17 protein-coding genes and 1 riboswitch are annotated in these 18,985 nt (G+C 38.3%); of the genes, 7 read left to right on the top strand and 10 right to left on the bottom strand.

The features are described from left to right. Positions 1–147 precede the first annotated feature (147 nt). Complete coding sequence (locus RTR43_RS03165) at positions 148–780, top strand: FMN-dependent NADH-azoreductase (RefSeq protein WP_248734404.1); 633 nt, start codon at positions 148–150, stop codon at positions 778–780. A gap of 778 nt (positions 781–1,558) precedes the next feature. Next, a complete protein-coding gene (locus tag RTR43_RS03170) occupies positions 1,559–2,188 on the top strand; it encodes an AmiS/UreI family transporter (RefSeq protein ID WP_312469611.1) in 630 nt (209 codons plus the stop codon). A 169-nt stretch (positions 2,189–2,357) separates the two neighbouring features. On the opposite strand, the gene RTR43_RS03175 is transcribed toward RTR43_RS03170, so the two are convergent. After that, the gene (locus RTR43_RS03175; RefSeq protein WP_312469613.1) at positions 2,358–2,495 is read right to left on the bottom strand and encodes a hypothetical protein; all 138 of its coding nucleotides are present in this window, start codon (positions 2,493–2,495) and stop codon (positions 2,358–2,360) included. A 22-nt stretch (positions 2,496–2,517) separates the two neighbouring features. Further along, positions 2,518–2,603: riboswitch (cyclic di-GMP riboswitch) on the bottom strand. A 1,036-nt stretch (positions 2,604–3,639) separates the two neighbouring features. On the opposite strand from RTR43_RS03175, the gene RTR43_RS03180 reads away from it, so the two are divergent. The 5 genes from RTR43_RS03180 to RTR43_RS03200 all read left to right on the top strand — a co-directional run bounded on the left by RTR43_RS03180 (position 3,640) and on the right by RTR43_RS03200 (position 11,904). Further along, positions 3,640–4,638, top strand: coding sequence for a glutaminase (locus tag RTR43_RS03180; protein ID WP_312469615.1), 999 nt, complete (start codon positions 3,640–3,642; stop codon positions 4,636–4,638). A 376-nt stretch (positions 4,639–5,014) separates the two neighbouring features. Next, complete coding sequence (locus tag RTR43_RS03185) at positions 5,015–7,447, top strand: sensor domain-containing protein (protein ID WP_312469617.1); 2,433 nt, start codon at positions 5,015–5,017, stop codon at positions 7,445–7,447. Between the two features lie 29 nt (positions 7,448–7,476). Then, positions 7,477–8,346 carry a GGDEF domain-containing protein gene (locus tag RTR43_RS03190; protein WP_312469619.1) on the top strand — a complete coding sequence of 290 codons (870 nt, stop codon included), beginning with the start codon at positions 7,477–7,479 and terminating at the stop codon, positions 8,344–8,346. 178 nt (positions 8,347–8,524) lie between these two features. Continuing rightward, entirely contained in the window at positions 8,525–10,015 is a 1,491-nt protein-coding gene (glpK, locus tag RTR43_RS03195) for a glycerol kinase GlpK (protein ID WP_312469621.1), read from the top strand. 227 nt (positions 10,016–10,242) lie between these two features. After that, on the top strand, positions 10,243–11,904 hold the full coding sequence (locus RTR43_RS03200; protein WP_312469795.1) for a glycerol-3-phosphate dehydrogenase/oxidase: 1,662 nt from the start codon (positions 10,243–10,245) through the stop codon (positions 11,902–11,904). 248 nt (positions 11,905–12,152) lie between these two features. On the opposite strand, the gene tatA is transcribed toward RTR43_RS03200, so the two are convergent. From tatA to tatC, 9 genes are all read right to left on the bottom strand, one after another. Next, positions 12,153–12,377 (bottom strand): twin-arginine translocase TatA/TatE family subunit, encoded by a 225-nt coding sequence (gene tatA, locus RTR43_RS03205; RefSeq protein ID WP_312469623.1) that lies wholly within the window; start codon positions 12,375–12,377, stop codon positions 12,153–12,155. Between the two features lie 200 nt (positions 12,378–12,577). Continuing rightward, on the bottom strand, positions 12,578–14,290 hold the full coding sequence (locus RTR43_RS03210; protein ID WP_312469626.1) for a GMC family oxidoreductase: 1,713 nt from the start codon (positions 14,288–14,290) through the stop codon (positions 12,578–12,580). A 42-nt stretch (positions 14,291–14,332) separates the two neighbouring features. Further along, a complete protein-coding gene (locus tag RTR43_RS03215; RefSeq protein WP_312469628.1) occupies positions 14,333–15,097 on the bottom strand; it encodes a gluconate 2-dehydrogenase subunit 3 family protein in 765 nt (254 codons plus the stop codon). A gap of 305 nt (positions 15,098–15,402) precedes the next feature. Continuing rightward, positions 15,403–15,546, bottom strand: a complete 144-nt coding sequence (locus RTR43_RS03220) for a YvrJ family protein (protein WP_248734410.1) — start codon at positions 15,544–15,546, stop codon at positions 15,403–15,405. A gap of 130 nt (positions 15,547–15,676) precedes the next feature. Next, a complete protein-coding gene (locus RTR43_RS03225; protein WP_312469631.1) occupies positions 15,677–15,895 on the bottom strand; it encodes a DUF2922 domain-containing protein in 219 nt (72 codons plus the stop codon). Positions 15,896–15,934: 39 nt separating this feature from the next. Next, positions 15,935–16,153, bottom strand: a complete 219-nt coding sequence (locus tag RTR43_RS03230) for a DUF1659 domain-containing protein (protein ID WP_312469633.1) — start codon at positions 16,151–16,153, stop codon at positions 15,935–15,937. A gap of 291 nt (positions 16,154–16,444) precedes the next feature. Beyond that, a complete protein-coding gene (locus tag RTR43_RS03235; protein ID WP_312469635.1) occupies positions 16,445–17,233 on the bottom strand; it encodes a sigma-70 family RNA polymerase sigma factor in 789 nt (262 codons plus the stop codon). 79 nt (positions 17,234–17,312) lie between these two features. Further along, positions 17,313–17,786 (bottom strand): hypothetical protein, encoded by a 474-nt coding sequence (locus RTR43_RS03240; RefSeq protein WP_248734414.1) that lies wholly within the window; start codon positions 17,784–17,786, stop codon positions 17,313–17,315. A gap of 365 nt (positions 17,787–18,151) precedes the next feature. Then, entirely contained in the window at positions 18,152–18,892 is a 741-nt protein-coding gene (gene tatC / locus RTR43_RS03245) for a twin-arginine translocase subunit TatC (RefSeq protein WP_312469637.1), read from the bottom strand. Positions 18,893–18,985 lie beyond the last annotated feature (93 nt).

The following is an 18,985-nucleotide window of genomic DNA, read 5'->3' on the forward strand; positions in this document are numbered from 1 at the left end:
CTTTGATGAAGGTTTAAAAAAGAATCCCCTGGATTTATCCATGGGGAGAAGTCAAAAAGTGTATTTTAGTTGACGTTTATTCGAGTTTCATATATTATGAATCTGAGATACTCGCAACTAAGATAATTAAAGGAGACTTATAATATAATGAACATATTAGTCGTAAAAGCAAATAACCGTCCAGCTTCAGAAGCTGTATCAAGTAAAATGTATGAAACTTTCATGGAGAACTTAGAAGGTGTAAATGTAACAACTTACGATGTATTTGCAGAAGATATGCCTTACTTTGGTCAAGATTTATTCAACGCTTTTGGTAAAATGCAATCAGGCGAAGCGATGACTGACGTTGAACAACGTATTTTAGCTGCAAAACAAAAAGCAATGGATGCATTATCAGCAGCAGACGTAGTTGTATTTGCATTCCCACTATGGAACTTAACGATCCCTGCTAAATTACAAACATTTATCGACTATGTATATGCAGCTGGTTTCGCATTCAAATATAACGAAAATGGCCAATTAGTCAGCTTAATGACTGACAAAAAAGCTGTTATTCTAAGTGCACGCGGCGGCATTTACTCAACTCCAGAGACTGCACCAATGGAAATGGCTGCAACTTATATGAAAAATGTTTTTGGCGGCGTATTCGGTATGGAAATCGTTGATGAAGTCATTATTGAAGGTCATAATGCAGCTCCAGACAAAGCGCAAACTATTATTGCGGAAGGTTTAGCAAAAGTTGCAGATGTAGCAAGAAGTTTTTCAGCCGTTACGGCTTAAAAGCTGGTTTCTATCGTTCGTGAAGTTATGTAGATAATCTAAGAATGTCCAAGTAAAAGTGATCGGACATTCGCTTAACAAAAGAGGACCGGGCGGTTTATTGCCCGGTTTTTTTGATGAGATAAGTATAAAATTTTCGACTTTGAGAATTGTCCAGCTCCAGCGCCCAGCGGCTAGTGTACTTCGCCCTTTTCCCTACGATAAGTCAACATCGGATCGCTATCGCTCTCCGTGTTTCCTTTAGCTAATCAGAATTTATTTCCTAAATTCTGAACGCATAAATTCAACTACGCCTCTGTCTTCGCCTAACGGCTTGCCAGTCGGCGAGTTTACATTTATCTCAGTCAAAGTGTTCCAGTCCATACGCCGCGCAAAGGAAGCTTGCGCTTTTCTTAATTCCATGATAGGCAGTTTAATATTTGAGTGAAGGAAAAACGAACTGTAGGTCGGGAGCAGATGCCACTCAGCAAAGGGCGATTATGGGGAAAGTGGTAAAAATTAAGTTTACATTTTTTCAAAGGAAGCTTAACATTTGTTCACAACGTATGCTATAGTTACTTTGGAACTATTAATGTAAGTATGAAGACGTTCGCGTTCTGTTACATGATAAAAAAGTATTTAATGCCCTTAAAGAGCAACCGGGCAAATGTGATTGTACGTATGGGTTTATTAATATTGGTTGAAAAGGCAATTTCTCTTCTTAATAGAGAAGAGAAACTGCTTTTTCTTTTTTAAAAGGAGGGGAATGTTGTGAAAAGGGCTTTTCACAACGATTGATATGAGTTATGTTGGTTTATTTCTTTCAGGTGCCGTTTTATTTCTAAACAGCTTAATGTCATTAGGGAAGGCTGAAGCAAAGAGTGTTGGGATTTTTAATATTTTCGTAGGAGCCATTCAAATCATTATTCCATTTTATTTACTCATGGTTTCGAATCAAAATAATTGGGATCTTTATAATATAGCGGCGATTTTTTTATTTGGCTTAACCTATTTATATGTGGGGGTAACCGTATTGAAGGGGCTTGAGGGCAACGGTCTCGGTTGGTTTTGCCTATGGGTTGCTATTATTGCGGTTGTGTATACCATTACATCTATTATCCACTTTCATGATGTGGTCAGTGCATTAACATGGGGAATGTGGGCATTTTTATGGTTTCTTTTCTTTTTATCTAATACGCTTAAAAAGAAAATTGATGAATACATTGGTATCGTTGCATTTGTACTGTCATGGGTAACGCTAACTATTCCATCGTTGCTTTACTTTTTAGGTATCTGGAATACACCAATTGTCTCTCAAATCTGGACCTATGTTTTAATTCTATCTATTTTCTATTTTGTTGCTAGTCTTGTCAAATGGAAGTTCACCTTTAAAAAAGAGAATGATGGTAAAGAGATTCAAGCGATCTAATTTAAAGTAGCAGAACGTACAGGGTTTTAAAAAGTATCTTTAATGCAAGCAACAGACCTGAAAGCCATCATGTTAAGATAAATTGAAGGAGCATTTAAGCATTTTTATGTATTCTTCGCAGCAAAAGTAAAAAACGCTGATTGAGTAATTCAATCAGCGTCATAAACCATTATATTTTGTTAGCTAGAAATGTCACGAAGGTACTAAGGATTATAGTGCCAATCATTATGGAGCCATATAGAATTCCTTTTTTCCTCTTTTTTCGATTCATAACTTCTTCCGGCGTAAGCCAATCTTTTTTTGACATCAATTATTCCCCTTTTCCTATTGATGGTAGCTGGCTGGCTTTGTCACAATAACAGAAGCCCCTATAGCTTTGCGTCATCACTTTTCAGTGACTTTGCCCTTATTTTAGTGCCACGACTATTATACTGTTATATCAAGTTCCTGTCACTACCCAGACTTTTCCGTAGATAGTAAGCCTTATGTTTTCGGAATCATTCAAGTGGGCTATTTCCACCTATTGTTCCACTATGTTAGGGTTAATACAATTATTATTACAAAATGAATGGTTAAATGATGTGATTTACTACACTGTAGGCTTGAAAATAATGAATTAACGACGAGTTGATAAAAAACGGTTGAATATATAGTTCATTTATTATTTTTCATGAATTCGAATTTCAACCACATCCTGTGGTATGTGGGTGTATATGTAAGTTGTTGATTTGAAGAATGAAACTTACTAATCTTAATCCTTATTTTATCGCAATAGAAATGCTTCCTCCTACAATAGATAAAATAAAACAAAGGAGATTAGAAGAAGCACAAAAGTACAAAATCCCCATGTGCCACGGGGAAACGGTCTAATAGAAGAGCTCTATTGGACAATATCCCCCAGTGCCACGGGGAAACGGTCTAATAGAAGAGCTCTATAGGACAATATCATCCAGTGATACCGGGAAACGGTCTAATAGAAGAGCACTATAGGACAAATCCCCCAGTGGCACCTGGAAATTGTCTAATAGAAGAGCTCTATAGGACAATATCCCCCAGTGCCACCTGGAAACTGTCTAATAGAAAAGCTCTATAGGACAATATCACCCAGTGATACCGGGAAACGGTCTAATAGAAGAGCACTATAGGACAATATCCCCCAGTGGCACCTGGAAATTGTCTAATAGAAGAGCTCTATTGGACAATATCACCCAGTCATACTGGGAAACGGTCTAATAGAAGAGCACTATAGGACAATATCCCCCAGTGGCATCGGGAAATTTTTTATTATTTTTTGTAGTATTTTTTCTGTTCTATGGTCTAAATTTAAAATTAATATAAAATGTAAGTTGGAAAGGCTTTTACTAAATCTTTGTGCGATATTCCTTTTACACAATTGGAGATAGAGAAGTGAAACATAGCAGCAAACCTAAAGAGTAAGGAGTTGAAAAAATATGGAAGTGACCAGAATAGAGGACAAAGAACACCGACAAAAAGAGGACCCATATACGAATGTTTTGGATGAATGGGTAACACATTATCGTTCATTTACTTCTGAAGGAAGATGTGCATCTTATATTCCTGTTTTGGAAAAGGCGGATCCATCGCATTTGGGCATCTGCATAATAGGACCAGATGGGACAATAATGAAATCTGGTAATTGGGATGTCGTTTTTACTTTGCAAAGCATTTCCAAAGTTATTAGCTTTATAGCTGTGTGCTTGCATCATGATATTTCCTATGTGTTAGAAAGGGTGGATTTAGAACCAACTGGTGATCCCTTTAACTCGATCGTTCGCTTAGAAATGCATAAGCCGGGAAAACCTTTTAATCCCATGATCAATGCTGGGGCTATAACAGTTTCTTCCCTCCTTCCGGGTGTATCAACAAAAGAAAAATTAGAGTCTTTATGTGAATTAATGGAGAAAATGGTGGGGAAACGTCCGACATTTAATGAAGAAGTTTTCCAATCGGAATGGCAAACAGCATATCGAAATAGAGCATTAGCCTATTATTTAAAAGAGACGGGTTATTTAGAAATAGAGGTTGAACAAGCATTAGAGGTTTATTTAAAACAATGTTCCTTAGAAGTAAATACAGAAGACATCGCTTTAATAGGATTGATTCTAGCCCATGATGGATATCATCCGATCCGTAAGGAACAAATTCTCCCCAAAAAGATAGCCAGGTTAGCCAAAAGTTTAATGCTGACTTGTGGAGTGTACAATGCTTCAGGTAAATTTGCTGCTTTTATTGGTCTGCCAGCAAAGAGTGGAGTTTCTGGGGGAATTATGGCAACAGTTCCACCGCGTGTAAGAATGGAAGAATTGCCGTTTATTAATGGATGCGGGATAGGCATTTATGGGCCAGCCATCGATGAGTTTGGGACCAGTGTAGCTGGTGCTATGTTATTAAAACAGCTGGCAAATAGCTGGGACTTAAGTATATTTTAAAAATTTTCATCTAGTAACTTTTTAGGAAAAAATCTATTCGAAATAAAAAAGCTCCTATTGTAGAGGTTGTTGAACTTGTTTTGTTCTCTTAAACAAACAAGTCTTCTACATAGGAGTTTTTTAATTAAATGGATCTGTTAAATAAAAGAAATTTGATAGACGTTCTAATTCCTACCTTGGCAAATTATCTTTGAGCTACTTTTCGTTTTAAAAAAATCATCATAACAAGACTTTTTAAATAAAAGCAGAAAAACAATTAGTTAAAATTGGAGTATGTTTCATTTATTTGTTTATGCTCCAATATTCGACAAAATATGCTAATATAAAAAAGGTAGTAATCGCCATTTATTAAATGATTCAAGGGTAGGTGAATAAATTGATAAATTTTCCATCAAAGGAGTATGGGGGAATTTCATTAAAAACATGGATCGTATTAATCGGACTCTATTTGTTCCCGCCCTTATTTAATTGCTTTGATCTAGACGATCAGTATTTTCATAATGTTCTTTGGTTTTATTATCTTATCCCCACTTTATTGATTGTTTATAACAAAGGAACTAAATATGGAGGATTGGCCATTGTCGCTTCTTCATTATTCTTCCTATCCGACGAATCCTTCCAAGAAAATGGAATCACGAAACATGAAATGATCCTCCTCTTTGAAATGATAACCATCAATTTACTTGTATCTATTATTATCGGGATTCTTGTTAAAAGGAATCGGCAAAAACAAAAGGAATTAAATCATACTAAAAATTTACTGGAAAGTATTTTTCATAATCTTGATATCGGAGTTTGGTCGATAACTAACAGGAAGAGTTTACTCTTATCCAAAGGAATCGAGAAAATTTATGGATTGTCCCGTGAAAAGGAATTACGAAACAATCAATTTTGGAGAAAGTCAATTCACCCTGATGATTTGTCTATTGCTGATGAAATTGATAATAAATGGGAAAACTCAGAGGGCTATCAATACGAGTACCGCATTTTACGGCCCAATGGAGAGGTCCGTTGGATACTTGACCAGGGGTTGCCTGTTTTTAATGAGAACGGGGAGCATGAAAGATATGACGGGACAAACGTTGATATTACAAGACAAAAGGAACTAGAATTCCATTTAAAAGAATCAGAAGAAAGGTATAAAAGTCTGGTCGAGAAAGCGTTAGTTGGCGTGTTTATGATTCAAAATCACAAACTTGTTTATGTTAATCAATGGATTACCGAATTTCTTGGTTTAACAGAAAAAGAATTACTTGGAACAAGTTTACTGAACTATATGAAAGAGGCCGATCGGAACCGTATCGTTAACCATTTTCAAAAATTAATAGTGGGACAAGAATCGTTTTTTATCGATGAAATCCAAATAACAGATCAAGGTGAAGCAACTAAGTACCTTGAAATTCAAGCTACTTTAAGCTCTATCAATGGATCTTTAGCCATCATTGGAATTGCTTTAGATGTAACAGAGAAAAAGAAGACAAAGGATGAGCTTGAATACTTGGCTTATCACGATTCTCTAACAGGACTTCCTAATAAACATTACATAAATAAGGAAATAAAAAAAGACTTTAATCTATCTAAAAGTTTAGGAATTCCCGTTTGCATCATGTGCTTAAATTTGGATCGGTTTAAATTAATCAATGATTCCTTTGGCCATCAAGTTGGTGATCAACTGGTTAAAATGGTTTCAAAAAGAATAATAGAATCTATAAAGCTAAGGCCTAATGGAAAGGCAATTCGAGCTGAAGGAGACGAATTTATTATTTCTTTGCTAGATTCTAATGAGAAGCAGGCACAGAATTTTGCTCGTAATTTATTGGAAGTCATCTCGGAACCTTTTTGTCTTGTCAATCAGGAAATCCGAATTGCTGCAAGTATTGGGATTGCCAAATTCGAAAGGGATGACTCTTTGGAGGAAGTGATACAAAAGGCAAGTTCCGCTTTGCATTTTGCGAAAGAATTTGGAGGAAATCAATATCAACTTTATTCTTCCGATTTTGGAAAACAAGCCAATCGGAGGCTTCAACTTGAACAACGTTTACGAAAAGCAATGGAGCAAAAGAATCTTGAAGTCGTTTATCAGCCAAAATTAGATCTTTTTACAAATAACATTTCTGGGATGGAAGCTTTAATAAGGTGGAATGATCCAATTCTTGGAGAAGTATCTCCGATTGAATTTATCCCTATTGCTGAAGAAACAGGGATCATTATTTCCATTGGGAAATGGGTTTTAGAAACGGCTTGCAAACAAAACAGGGAATGGGATAGGAACGGTTATCCAAAGATCCATGTCTGTGTGAATATATCTAGCAAACAGTTTTTACAGGATGATTTTGTAAAAATGATTAAACATGTATTAAATGAGGCCGATTTGTCTCCCGAGTATTTAAATCTTGAAATAACGGAAAGAATCGCCTTATATGATATCGACGATGCGATTGGAAAATTGAAGCAATTGAAGCAATTAGGGGTAAGTATATCTTTGGATGACTTTGGTACAGGATATTCGTCATTGAGCTACTTGAAATTGCTCCCAATCGATTTCTTAAAGATTGATCGTTCTTTTATAAGTGGTATTTTTGAAAATAAACAAGATGTTGCTATAATCGATTCCATCATTTCCTTAACTCATTCCCTCGGCATGAGAGTTGTCGCAGAAGGTGTAGAAGATGAACAACAGTTGAACATCTTAAGTGAAATGCGTTGCGATGAAATTCAAGGCTTTTATTATGCTAAACCCATGACTGCTAAAGATATCAATCAATTTTTAGATAAAAAAGGTGAACTTCATTTGGTGGATAGGGGATAAAGAGGTTTGATCAAGGGGGAAAGGAATCCATGATGTTAAGTTTAAATATGAAATCCTTTGGGAGAATACCAAAGTTTATCATAGGGCTGTGCATTGTATTAACGATCAGCCCGGGTTTTTTGGCTCGATTGGATATGTTTTATATTGATGATATGGTTTGGTTCTTGTTGCTATTTCCATGCTTTATTTTTTCCTATTATTTAGGATTTGCTGGTGGACTCTTTGCTGCAGTGACCGTTAATATCTATCACATGTTTTGGTTTTTTTATGAAAAATACCTTCGAATGGCAGAATTAGTCAACCAAGAATTGGCCCTTCATCTGGGTGTTGCCATCGTTACTTTTTTATGTTCGATTGGCGTTGGATTATTATCGGAAAAACTAAGAGACAAACAAATACAGTTACAAATTTTGAATCAAAAATTAAAACAATTGGCTTTGTATGATTCTCTAACAAGCCTTCCAAATCGGCATTACTTTATGGAAAAACTATCTGAGTCTTTGCTTGGCGACCAATCCGTTTCCCTTATGTTCATTGATTTGGACGGATTTAAACAGGTGAATGATACATATGGTCATGTAGAGGGAGACAACATATTAAAAGAAGTAGCACAACGATTAAAAGGGTTCTCGAATGATTGTACGTTTGTCAGTCGGCTTGGTGGTGATGAGTTTATTGTCATGTTAATTGGGGCTGACCAAGAAAAATCGAGCGAAAAAGCGAAGGATATTTTAGGACTGTTACAGCTAGAGGTAAAGGATTTAATGATTTCGGCGAGTATTGGTATTGCAGTATCTAAACATGGTGATACCCCTTCATCCTTATTAAAGAGTGCTGATACAGCAATGTATAAAGTTAAATCAACAGGAAAGAACGCTGTTGGTGCCGGTGGCCAGTAATCGAAAAAAATCCAGTAATAAAGCGAACTGAAGCTTTAATCAGCCCTATAAGTAAGAAGAAATAGCCATAAAAACAGGCGGGAACGGTGATGACGATTCCTGTTTGTTTGTATGGCTTTTTTCGTTGCAGCTATGGAAAAGATTAGTGCATAATCTATATAAAAGGGAGCGATCTAGGATGGAAAAATTTATTTTATCATTAGACCAAGGTACAACAAGTTCACGCGCCATACTTTTTAATAAAAAAGGAGAAATTGTCCATGTAGCTCAACAGGAGTTTCAACAATTTTTTCCAAAGCCAGGATGGGTCGAGCACAATGCAAATGAAATTTGGGGTTCCATTTTATCAGTAATGGCTTCTTGTTTAACGGAGGCTAACGTAAAGCCAGAACAAGTTGCGGGAATTGGTATGACAAACCAACGGGAAACAACTGTAGTTTGGGATAAAGAAACAGGGCAACCGGTTTATCATGCGATTGTTTGGCAATCTCGCCAAACGGCAGAGATTTGTGAAGAATTAAAATCAAAGGGCTATGATCCATTATTTAGGGATAAAACGGGATTATTAATTGATGCCTATTTCTCAGGTACAAAAGTGAAGTGGATATTAGATAACGTCGAAGGTGCAAGAGAAAAAGCAGAGCGTGGAGAATTGCTTTTTGGAACAATTGATACATGGCTAATTTGGAAACTTTCTGGTGGAAGAGCCCATGTAACAGACTACTCCAATGCATCGAGAACATTGATGTACAATATTCATGACCTTAAATGGGATGAAGAATTATTAGATATTCTTTCTGTCCCTGCTTCCATGCTTCCAGAAGTCCGCCCATCCTCTGAGGTATACAGTGAAACGGTGGATTATCATTTCTTTGGCTGCAATGTGCCCATTGCCGGGGTAGCCGGTGACCAACAAGCAGCATTATTCGGCCAAGCATGCTATGAAAAAGGAATGGCGAAAAATACCTATGGAACCGGTTGCTTTATGTTGATGAATACCGGTGAACAAGCCGTTAAATCTGAGCATGGTTTATTAACGACGATTGCTTGGGGGATTAACGGAAAAGTAGAATATGCATTAGAAGGAAGTATTTTTGTTGCCGGGTCTGCCATCCAATGGCTTCGCGATGGACTGCGTATGTTTAGGAATGCTGCAGAGAGCGAGAAATATGCTGATAGTGTAGCATCAACAGAGGGTGTTTATGTCGTTCCAGCATTTGTTGGTCTAGGAACACCTTATTGGGATAGTGATGTACGTGGAGCTGTTTTTGGCTTAACACGTGGTACTACGAAAGAACATTTTGTCCGTGCCACATTAGAATCCCTTGCCTACCAAACTAAGGATGTATTGACTTCTATGGAGGCAGATTCTGGTATCTCGCTTAAAGCATTGCGTGTGGATGGTGGAGCAGTTGCCAATAACTTCTTAATGCAATTCCAAAGCGATGTGTTAAATGTACCAGTCGAACGTCCAGAAATTAGAGAAACGACAGCATTAGGTGCTGCATATTTAGCGGGTTTAGCAGTTGGTTATTGGGAAAGCCAAGAAGAAATTGCTACCCAATGGAATATGGATCAAGCATTTACACCTGATATGGATGAAGAGGTAAGAGAAAATCTTTATACAGGTTGGAAAAAAGCCGTAATCGCCGCTAGGGCTTTTAAATAGTAGCAATCTATGGTGTCATTCACTTAAGTTAATATCTTGGCAGGAGAGACCAGAGAGACCATAGAAATCAGTGGCATTTGAACCATTGTGTTGCTAGGGTCTCTTTTAAGGAAAAGAGAAGGAGCTCCGCAAAAATGAATCAGCTTATCTTGTATCAGTCTAGGATTGGGTAGGGAGTTGATACTTAGGATAGGTTTTCGTCCCCATAGGAGGTAATCATAGTGAAAATGTTAAAATTTTCAGGTTTAAATAGGAGTACCCTTTTAAAGGAAATGGCTACAGAGGAATTTGATGTGCTTGTCATCGGTGGCGGAATTACAGGCTGTGGAATCGCATTAGACGCTGCAACAAGGGGATTGAAAACGGCCTTAGTAGAAATGCAGGATTTTGCTGGTGGGACATCGAGCCGCTCGACGAAGCTTGTTCACGGTGGACTGCGTTATTTAAAACAATTCGAAGTAAAAATGGTGGCGGAGATAGGAAAGGAACGGGCGATTGTCTATGAAAATGGTCCACACGTCACAACGCCAGAATGGATGCTCCTGCCGATGCATAAGGGTGGGACATTTGGAATGTTTACCACATCAATTGGACTACGTCTCTATGACTTTTTAGCTGGTGTTAAAAAAGGGGAAAGACGAACGATGCTTTCTCCAGATGATACCATTCAGAAAGAGCCGCTTATTAAACGAGATGGATTAAAAGGCGGCGGCTATTATGTGGAATATCGTACCGATGACGCACGCTTGACGATTGAAGTCATAAAGGAAGCTGTTGCAAAAGGTGTCAAAGCAGTCAACTATACGAAGGTCATTGAACTGCTTTATCAAGCAGGAAAAGTGATCGGTGCTAAAGTGGAAAATTTATTAAATGGGACGATTCACACGATTTACGCCAAAAAAATCATTAATGCTTCTGGTCCTTGGGTAGATTCACTACGAGAGAAAGACCATTCGTTGACTGGGAAAAAAATGCGGCTCACAAAAGGGGTTCATTTGGTTATTGATCAAACAAGATTTCCTCTTAAACAGGCGGTGTACTTTGATACACCAGATGGTCGCATGGTATTTGCCATTCCAAGAGACGGAAAAACGTATGTGGGCACAACAGACACCTTTTATGAAAATGATCCGATTCACCCAAAAGTGTCCTTGAATGACTGTTCTTATCTTATTAAAGCGATTAATTATATGTTTCCAAAGGTAGAGATTAAGGAGGATGATATTGAATCAAGCTGGGCAGGGGTAAGACCGTTGATTTATGAAGATGGAAAGGATCCTTCTGAAATTTCCCGAAAAGATGAAATTTGGGTATCTGATTCAGGATTAGTTACGGTTGCCGGGGGGAAACTTACCGGGTACAGAAAGATGGCGGAAACCGTGGTAGACTTAATCATTAAGCCATTACAGAGTGAAGTAGGGCATCCGTTTAAAGCTTGCCAAACCAAGCATTTACCTATTTCAGGTGGACATTTTGGCGGCTATAGCAAATTTGTTTCCTTCATTGAGGCGAAGGAAAAAGATGGTGAGTTATGTGGATTCGCAAAAGACGAATACCAAAAATTAGTTCATCGCTACGGTTCCAATATTGATGTTATTTTTGAGAAAGCAAAAACCTATGACCAAAATAATAAATTCGGTTTGCCCTTAGAGGTGTATGTTCAAATTGTTTATGCTTTAGAGGAAGAAATGACAGTCAAACCAGTGGACTTTTTTATCCGCCGAACCGGGGCATTATTTTTTGATATTCAATGGGTTCACGAGTGGAAACAGGCTGTCATCGAGATAATGGCAGAAATTCTTGGATGGACAGAGGAGGAGAAGGATACTTGTCAAGATGAGCTAGAAACACATCTGAAAGATGCTACGATTCCAAATGGAACGATTTGAGTAGGGGAGATTCTAGTAACTAGGGCTGTGTTTGGATTAGCTCAGCCCTTGTTTAATCTCGATTTCCTAATATCAAAAGGAATGTAACCATCCTTCCTTTAAATCATTTTCTCTCATCCTTTTAAGTACTTAAGTAAATTTTACCCAAGGCCCTTCTCGCGTGAGAAGAGCCGTTGCTTCGTTCTTCATGTGTTCCTCTGCAGATTCCCCTTGAGAGTATAAATGTAGATTCAACCATCCATACTCCTTTATTTTTCCATCGGTTCCGTTACAGCCTGAATGTCTTCACTAGTCTTTTTCTTAGCATGTACTTCTGGTTCGTCAGAATTCATGATCCCTGTGGCTGATTTTTTAAACTCTGATAATGTTTTTCCGAAGGCAGCCCCGATTTCAGGAAGCTTCCTTGGTCCAAATACAATAAGTGTTATGATTAATATTATTATTAAACCTGGAATTCCAATCGATTGAAACATGTGCATTCTCCTTTCCTTGGAAAGGGGCGGAGCGCCGCAAAAATAAATTATCTTATTAAATTATAATGAAAAATATACGTTTTTCACACGATTTAGGTGAAGCGCGGCTTTGCTCACACCGCCTTTATTATGTTTGTTTTGGGCTTTGAATGAATTGTAGTTCCATAGAAGAAGGTGTCACGGGACTCCATTTTCGGTTACTAAACGAGCTGACCACCGGTTTTGCTGTATTTAATAATTCCCTCTGATGCTCGATAGGCAAGTGCTCCTAGCGTTCCGGTCGGATTGTAACCGCTATTATGAGGAAAGGAGGAAGCGCCAACGACAAATACATTATCAGCATCCCACATTTGTGAATAGGTATTAACCGCTGATATCGATGGATCATTTCCCATAATAACACCACCTGTATTATGTGTTGTCTGGTATGGAACAATGTTGTAGTCTGCCAATTTTGCAGCACTCATAATCGAATCAGCGCCCATTTCCTTCATCACTCGATCACTTTGTTTATCTAAGTAGTCGGCTAAATTACGATCTTGATCAGTGAAATTGTAGGTCATTCTGAGTAAAGGTACACCGTAAGCATCTTTAAACGTCGGATCTAAATCGAGATAGTTATTTCGATGTGGCATGGATGCTCCTTGAAAACCGGCATTAATTGTCCTCGTATAATATTTTATCGATTTCTCTTTAAACTCTTTACCCCATAACGGTGTTCCTGACGGTACTGGATTACTTGCAATTGGACGAAATCCCGATTGACTTACAACAAGGGTACCGCCATGAATAAAGTCAAGATTACTATGATCAAAATTATCTCCGTTAAAATCGTCGACTACTTGGCCAAGAGCGCCAGCACCCATATAGGAATTAAACCGTTCATTTTCAAAGAATCCTGTTGTACCAGGATTAATCTGATAGCAATAATTTTTCCCGATTACTCCTCTTCCTGTTGCTGGGTCATAGGCTTGGCCAAGTTTAGATACTAATAATAGTTTGGCATTATTCATTACATAACTCGTTAGTACCACAACATCGGCGGGTTGAATTACTTCTTCACCTTTAATGGTATCAATATATTTTACCCCTGTTGCCTTCTTCCCATCATGAATAATTTCGACAACGTTGCAGTGAGGTCTTAACTCAAACTGCCCTGTTTTTTTCGCAGTTGGAATGACCGTTATATTTGGAGATGTTTTTGCCCCATATTCACAGCCGAAACGTTCACAGAATGCACAATATTGACAAGCATTAATCGTTTCTCCATCCGGATTTTTATACGACTCAGATAAGTTAGCAGATGGAAGTGCAAAGGGATGTAGATTAAGTTTTTTGGCCGTGTCCCTAAATTTACTGGTAATAACCGTGTTTTTCATCGGTGGTGTAGGATAATCGCTGCTCCGTTTCCCACCAAGTGGATTTGGCTCGCCGGAAATTCCACAGGTTTTTTCAAACTTGTCAAAGTAGGGCTCTAACTCATCGTATGTAATGCCCCAATCCTGGATGAAATAATTACTTTTAATTTTGGATGCTCCATACTTTTCGATTGTTTTTGTTTTAATTTCAAAATCGTACGGAAGAAACCGGAAAGTATGCCCATTCCAATGAACTCCAGACCCGCCAACTCCTTGACCTAATAGGAAAGAGCCCAATTGTCTCATGGGCAATGCCCGTTGGTCTAGTTTATTGCGAAAGGTAATCGTTTCTTTTGACATATCCTGCATCAGGTCATAGCGCATGGCATATCTTAATTCGTCATGGATCATGCTCCAATCTTGTGTGTTTCGATCTCCGCCTCTTTCTAGTCCGACTACTTTTAAGCCACTTTTTGCACATTCAGCTGCAATAATACCCCCAGCCCAACCAACTCCGACTGTTAACACATCGACTTTAGGTAATGTATTTACCATTCTATATTTCCTCCCTATCTAAAATATAAGTCATAATGGATTCTATTTTTTTTGCTGAGGCATATGTGAATGAAGACTAACAGGTTTAATATCCAAAAAGTCCTTTGCTTCAATTTGGTTTAAATAGCTCATTTGATTGCCAGGGAATCCCTTCATCTTCCATCCACCCATATCGCGATTACCGCCATATAACGGATCAGCATATACTCCCTCTAACACCCCGATACGCAATAAAGTAAAGAAATCACTTGAGGTAACCCCTTGCATTGGCACTTTACCTTTTTCAAAAGCAGTTAACACATCGTCCTGTTCTTTATCCGTCAAATCAATAAAATTTTTCTTATATTTTTCCTGGCTAACAGACTGTATTCGGGCAATTCCTTGGCTGAAAATTTCATTTCGTTTTAGGTGTGATTGAAAACCTTGAGTTTCTATTCCTGGATAAAAAGGCCCCAACATAAAATCTCGAGCATTATTACCCCAAGCTCCCGCCAATTGATGGTCAATATAATAAGGAACATCTAAATCAATCGCACCTGGACCGAGATCATCCGTTGGGAAGATTCGCTCACATGCTTGGGAAAGGACTTTAAAATCTTCGGGGTTTGAAAAATACATTAAAGCTTGCGTATAGCGTCCTTCACCAGCCTTATGCCCCTTATCAGTAATATTCGTAGTCGGTTTCATTATTTGTTGGGTAATGAATCCACCGATGATTCCCCCGCCAATTGCCCCACCGGCTACATAACTACCTTTACGAAGAAACTGACGGCGCGTCATTTGATTTTTGTCATTTTGTTCACTCATATGATTGCCCCTTTCAGAAAAGATTAGTTCCTATTATTTACCACGCTGGGGAATGTATGCAAAGGGGAATAACAATAATTTCCTAACAGCATTTTACCTTTCTAAAAAAATGAGATAAGGCTTGAGTCGTTACGTGTCAACATTTCCCCACGTCCAACATCAAAAATCACTCACTTTTCATACGTGAGCAGAGTTTATTTGGTTATGATGAAGTTTGCTTTCTGTCAGGAATATGAATTTCCTACCCCGCATTATCCAATAAGTTAGTGCCTATTGTCTGACTACGGGGTAGGCAATGCTACTTGCTACGTTCTTTCCTTCATCCGTTCAGGAAGATTCTGAATCGACTGGACTACCATATCAAGCTTTGACTCAATCCGATAAAGCAAATAAAGGGTCACAACGATGGGGAATCCTACTTCACTGATGATTGGAATGAATTGATCCATGAGTATGCACTCCTTTCTTTTTAAAACTCAATTTTCTCAGACAAGATTAACTGATCCATTATTTCGGCGCTCGGCCCCTTTTCTATACAAAAGAGGCCGGCTTCAGCATATGAATCCGGCCCCTCTGTTATTAAACAAGTTCATAATCGGTTACATTGCGCTCGATAACTCTTACCCCTTTTGCAGCGACAAACTTGCCACTAGCGGTTGTGAAAACATCTGCTGCAATAATTTGTTCCATCGCAAGTTTTACGACTTCCTCGTCAATTGGCTCTTTTGGGTTGTCCAGCGACAATCGAGCAGTCTTGCCAAACTCCGTGCCAAACTGCAACTCTAATGTTTTTGCCATTTTTCTCACCTCCTATCGCTTCCATATTTTACTTAACTATTAGGCTATAATTTCTAAGCTGTCATTGCGCTCTACTTTGTACAGCATTTCATTGCATAACACGGAAATTGCATGTGCTACTTGATACAACTGGTCAACAGATGCTTCCTTTTTAACATTGTTGAACGTCTTGGTCTTTAGGATCGGATTGCCTTCATTATCCATGCCCGCTTCAAACACCAATCGAAGCTTCGTTCCTTCTAATAACGCTTGTGCCATTGTCACTCACCTCCTTTCACCCTTTATTTATTAAAAAATAGGCAAAAAGGACAGGCGCGAGAAAAAATTTTTATAAAATCTGTTACTAAGCACCATCTAGTTCTTTTTAAAATAGGGAAATAGTAGTCGACATTCTTTTAAAGTAATGAAGGGGGAGAAAATCGAGAAAGGATGCCGGCTGAAGTGATTTCTAAACAATCGTTGGATGAAAGAGGAATTATTACGAAATGAGTAAGAAAAACAACCATGTAAAAACCGGCAGGGCCTTGATCGACCTACCGGTTTTGAAGTTTACGCATTTATTGTGGAGAAGGGATAAGCTAGTCCTTGTTTCAACTTTACTAAGGCTTGTTTCAGGATGCGGCTGACGGTCATCTGTGACACACCTAACTGATTGGCGATGGTTCGCTGCGACTCCATTTCGATTAAATTCAGATGCAGGATCTGCTGTTCCTTTTTACTAAGCTGTGACCAAGCTAGGCTTAGATCCATAAAGGTTTCAACTGCCTGATATTCCCTGGCGTCGGCTCCAATCACTTCTGAAAGAGTAATCACTTCATGTTCATTTTTAAGCGGGGCATCAAGCGATGCGACATGAGCGTTGGCTTGTCCAGCAAGGACCTTCTCCGTAACGTCCATTGATAGGTTGGAGTAATCGGCGATCTCTGAAAGGCTGGGTGATCTCTCTTTTTTCACGGTTAATTCATCGATGGCCTGCTGAACTGTCACCCAGTTTTCTTTCATCCAGCGGGGCATAGGCTTGATCCAAGCCTTATCACGCAGATAATTCATCATCGCTCCTTTTATGCTTTTCCTTGCGTACGCTTCAAAGGGGGAGCCCTGTTTTTGATCATACCTTTCAAGCGACCGCAAGAGTGACATTTGTCCAACCTGAAATAAGTCATCATATAAATCGGGGAGATATCGTGATAGTTTGCGTGCAGTTGAACCTACTAAATACCTGTAGGACAAAAGCAGTTTGGTAGCTAATTGTTTGCATTTTGTCTGTTGATATAGCTGAATTTTGCGATATTGCCTTTCCTTTGGCTTGGGAGAATGTGCTTCATGACTTTTCTTCATTAATCCTTTCTCCTTTCCCTTAAGAGATTGGCTTTTTATTAGTGTCTATTATAAAAATTGTTATTGTCGGTTACAACTGTTAACTCTTCGGTTCATATTGGATAGGGTCAGGAATCCACCCACTTGCTTCTAGTTCAGCGTTTGTTTGCATTGACTCCATTTCCTTCCCAAGCCGCATCATCTCATCCACATTCGGCACCATTGAATTGTTTAATTGTTTATGGTTAGGGAGATGGACCACCTTTTTTACTATAATATTTCTCAAATAATCTGCAATTTCATAAAGTTTACTTTCGGCTGCTTCTCTGACAGGTCGTGGAATTCTTTTTTCCCCATACAAAGATGGTTTTCCGAGCTTGGCCTGGTTTGGCTCGCCAGCGTTTTGATCAACAGGAATCTCTAACCAATAGGTTGATTCAGTGGAAGTATCTCGCAATGGTACTCTGTACTTTACAGATTGGTCTATTCCAATCAATGTAAATCCTTGACTTGTCAAAATTGAGTGTACCTTAGAAAATGGTCTCCTTTCAAAAACGAGAGCTTTCGTTTGCATTGTAATTCTCATCTCCTTGAATCGATTTTTGTTGATCGACAGCTTGTCGACTTATCCCTATTTACCCCGAAAAAAGGAAAATGAAACATTTTTTGTTTGGGGTACCTGGTTATGTCCGGTTGCGTTTAACAGAATCATGCATTTTTGCTTTTTTTTAAAGAGAATAGAAGATAAGAGATACAGAACCTTGTGACAGGCACTATCCAGATATTTGGGAAGGATGAAAGGGTTCTTCATAAAAAGAGAAACTGAGCCGGGATTGATGGCTTAGCTTTTTAGCAGGGAGGAGGTTTCAGGAAAAAAAAGGGAAGAAAGGTAAATAAAAAAAAGAGACCAGATTCATTGTCGAATCTGGCCTCTATCATTTACTCAAGGTCTTCCGTGTTTAACAAAGCCATACGTTTTTGCTTCTTTTTATAGACAATTTTAGATAAGAGAATACTTATTTCAAATAAGAGGATCAACGGCACCGCTACTGATAGATGAGACATGATTTCTGGAGGAGAAATCATCGAAGCAATAATAACTAGAATAAAATAGGCATATTTTCGTAGCTTAACAATTTTATAGGGATTTAAGATGCCCAGGGTTGTTAAAAACATTAAAATTAATGGCATTTCAAAAGCAATACCGAAGGGTAAAGTCATATCAATTAAGAAACCAACATATTTTTCTGCAGTAAATGAGGGAATCATAAGTCCGTCTCCCATTTTTAGAAGGAAGGTCATGATGTTTGGAAAGATAAAAAAGTATCCAAACATAAGCCCTACGATAAAAAGCAAAAATAAGGCGGGTATATAGGACAATGCAGCCTTTCTTTCAAACGGTTTCAAGGCTGGCTTTACAAATAACCATATTTGCCATGCTAGTACGGGGATTGTTCCGGCAACTGCAATGACAGTGGCCAAGTGAAAAAAAATCCAGATGATGTCACTTGGTCCTAACACCATTAGCTTGTAGCCAAGGTTACCCATAAAAAAATTATAAATGTTTTTGGCAAAGATGAGCCCAAGAACAAGAAATAGGATAAAAGCCACGGCTGAAATGATCAATCTCTTACGTAATTCATCCATATGGTCTATTAAATGAAGTTCTTTATAATTCATGGAATTGCTCCCCTATTATTGGATACTTTGAATTATATCATTTGACTGATCTTTTGTTCTATGCGAAATTTGTCGAAAATAGAAATCATCCAC

Source organism: Neobacillus sp. (assembly GCF_031988165.1).
Lineage (GTDB): Bacteria > Bacillota > Bacilli > Bacillales > Cytobacillaceae > Neobacillus > Neobacillus rhizosphaerae.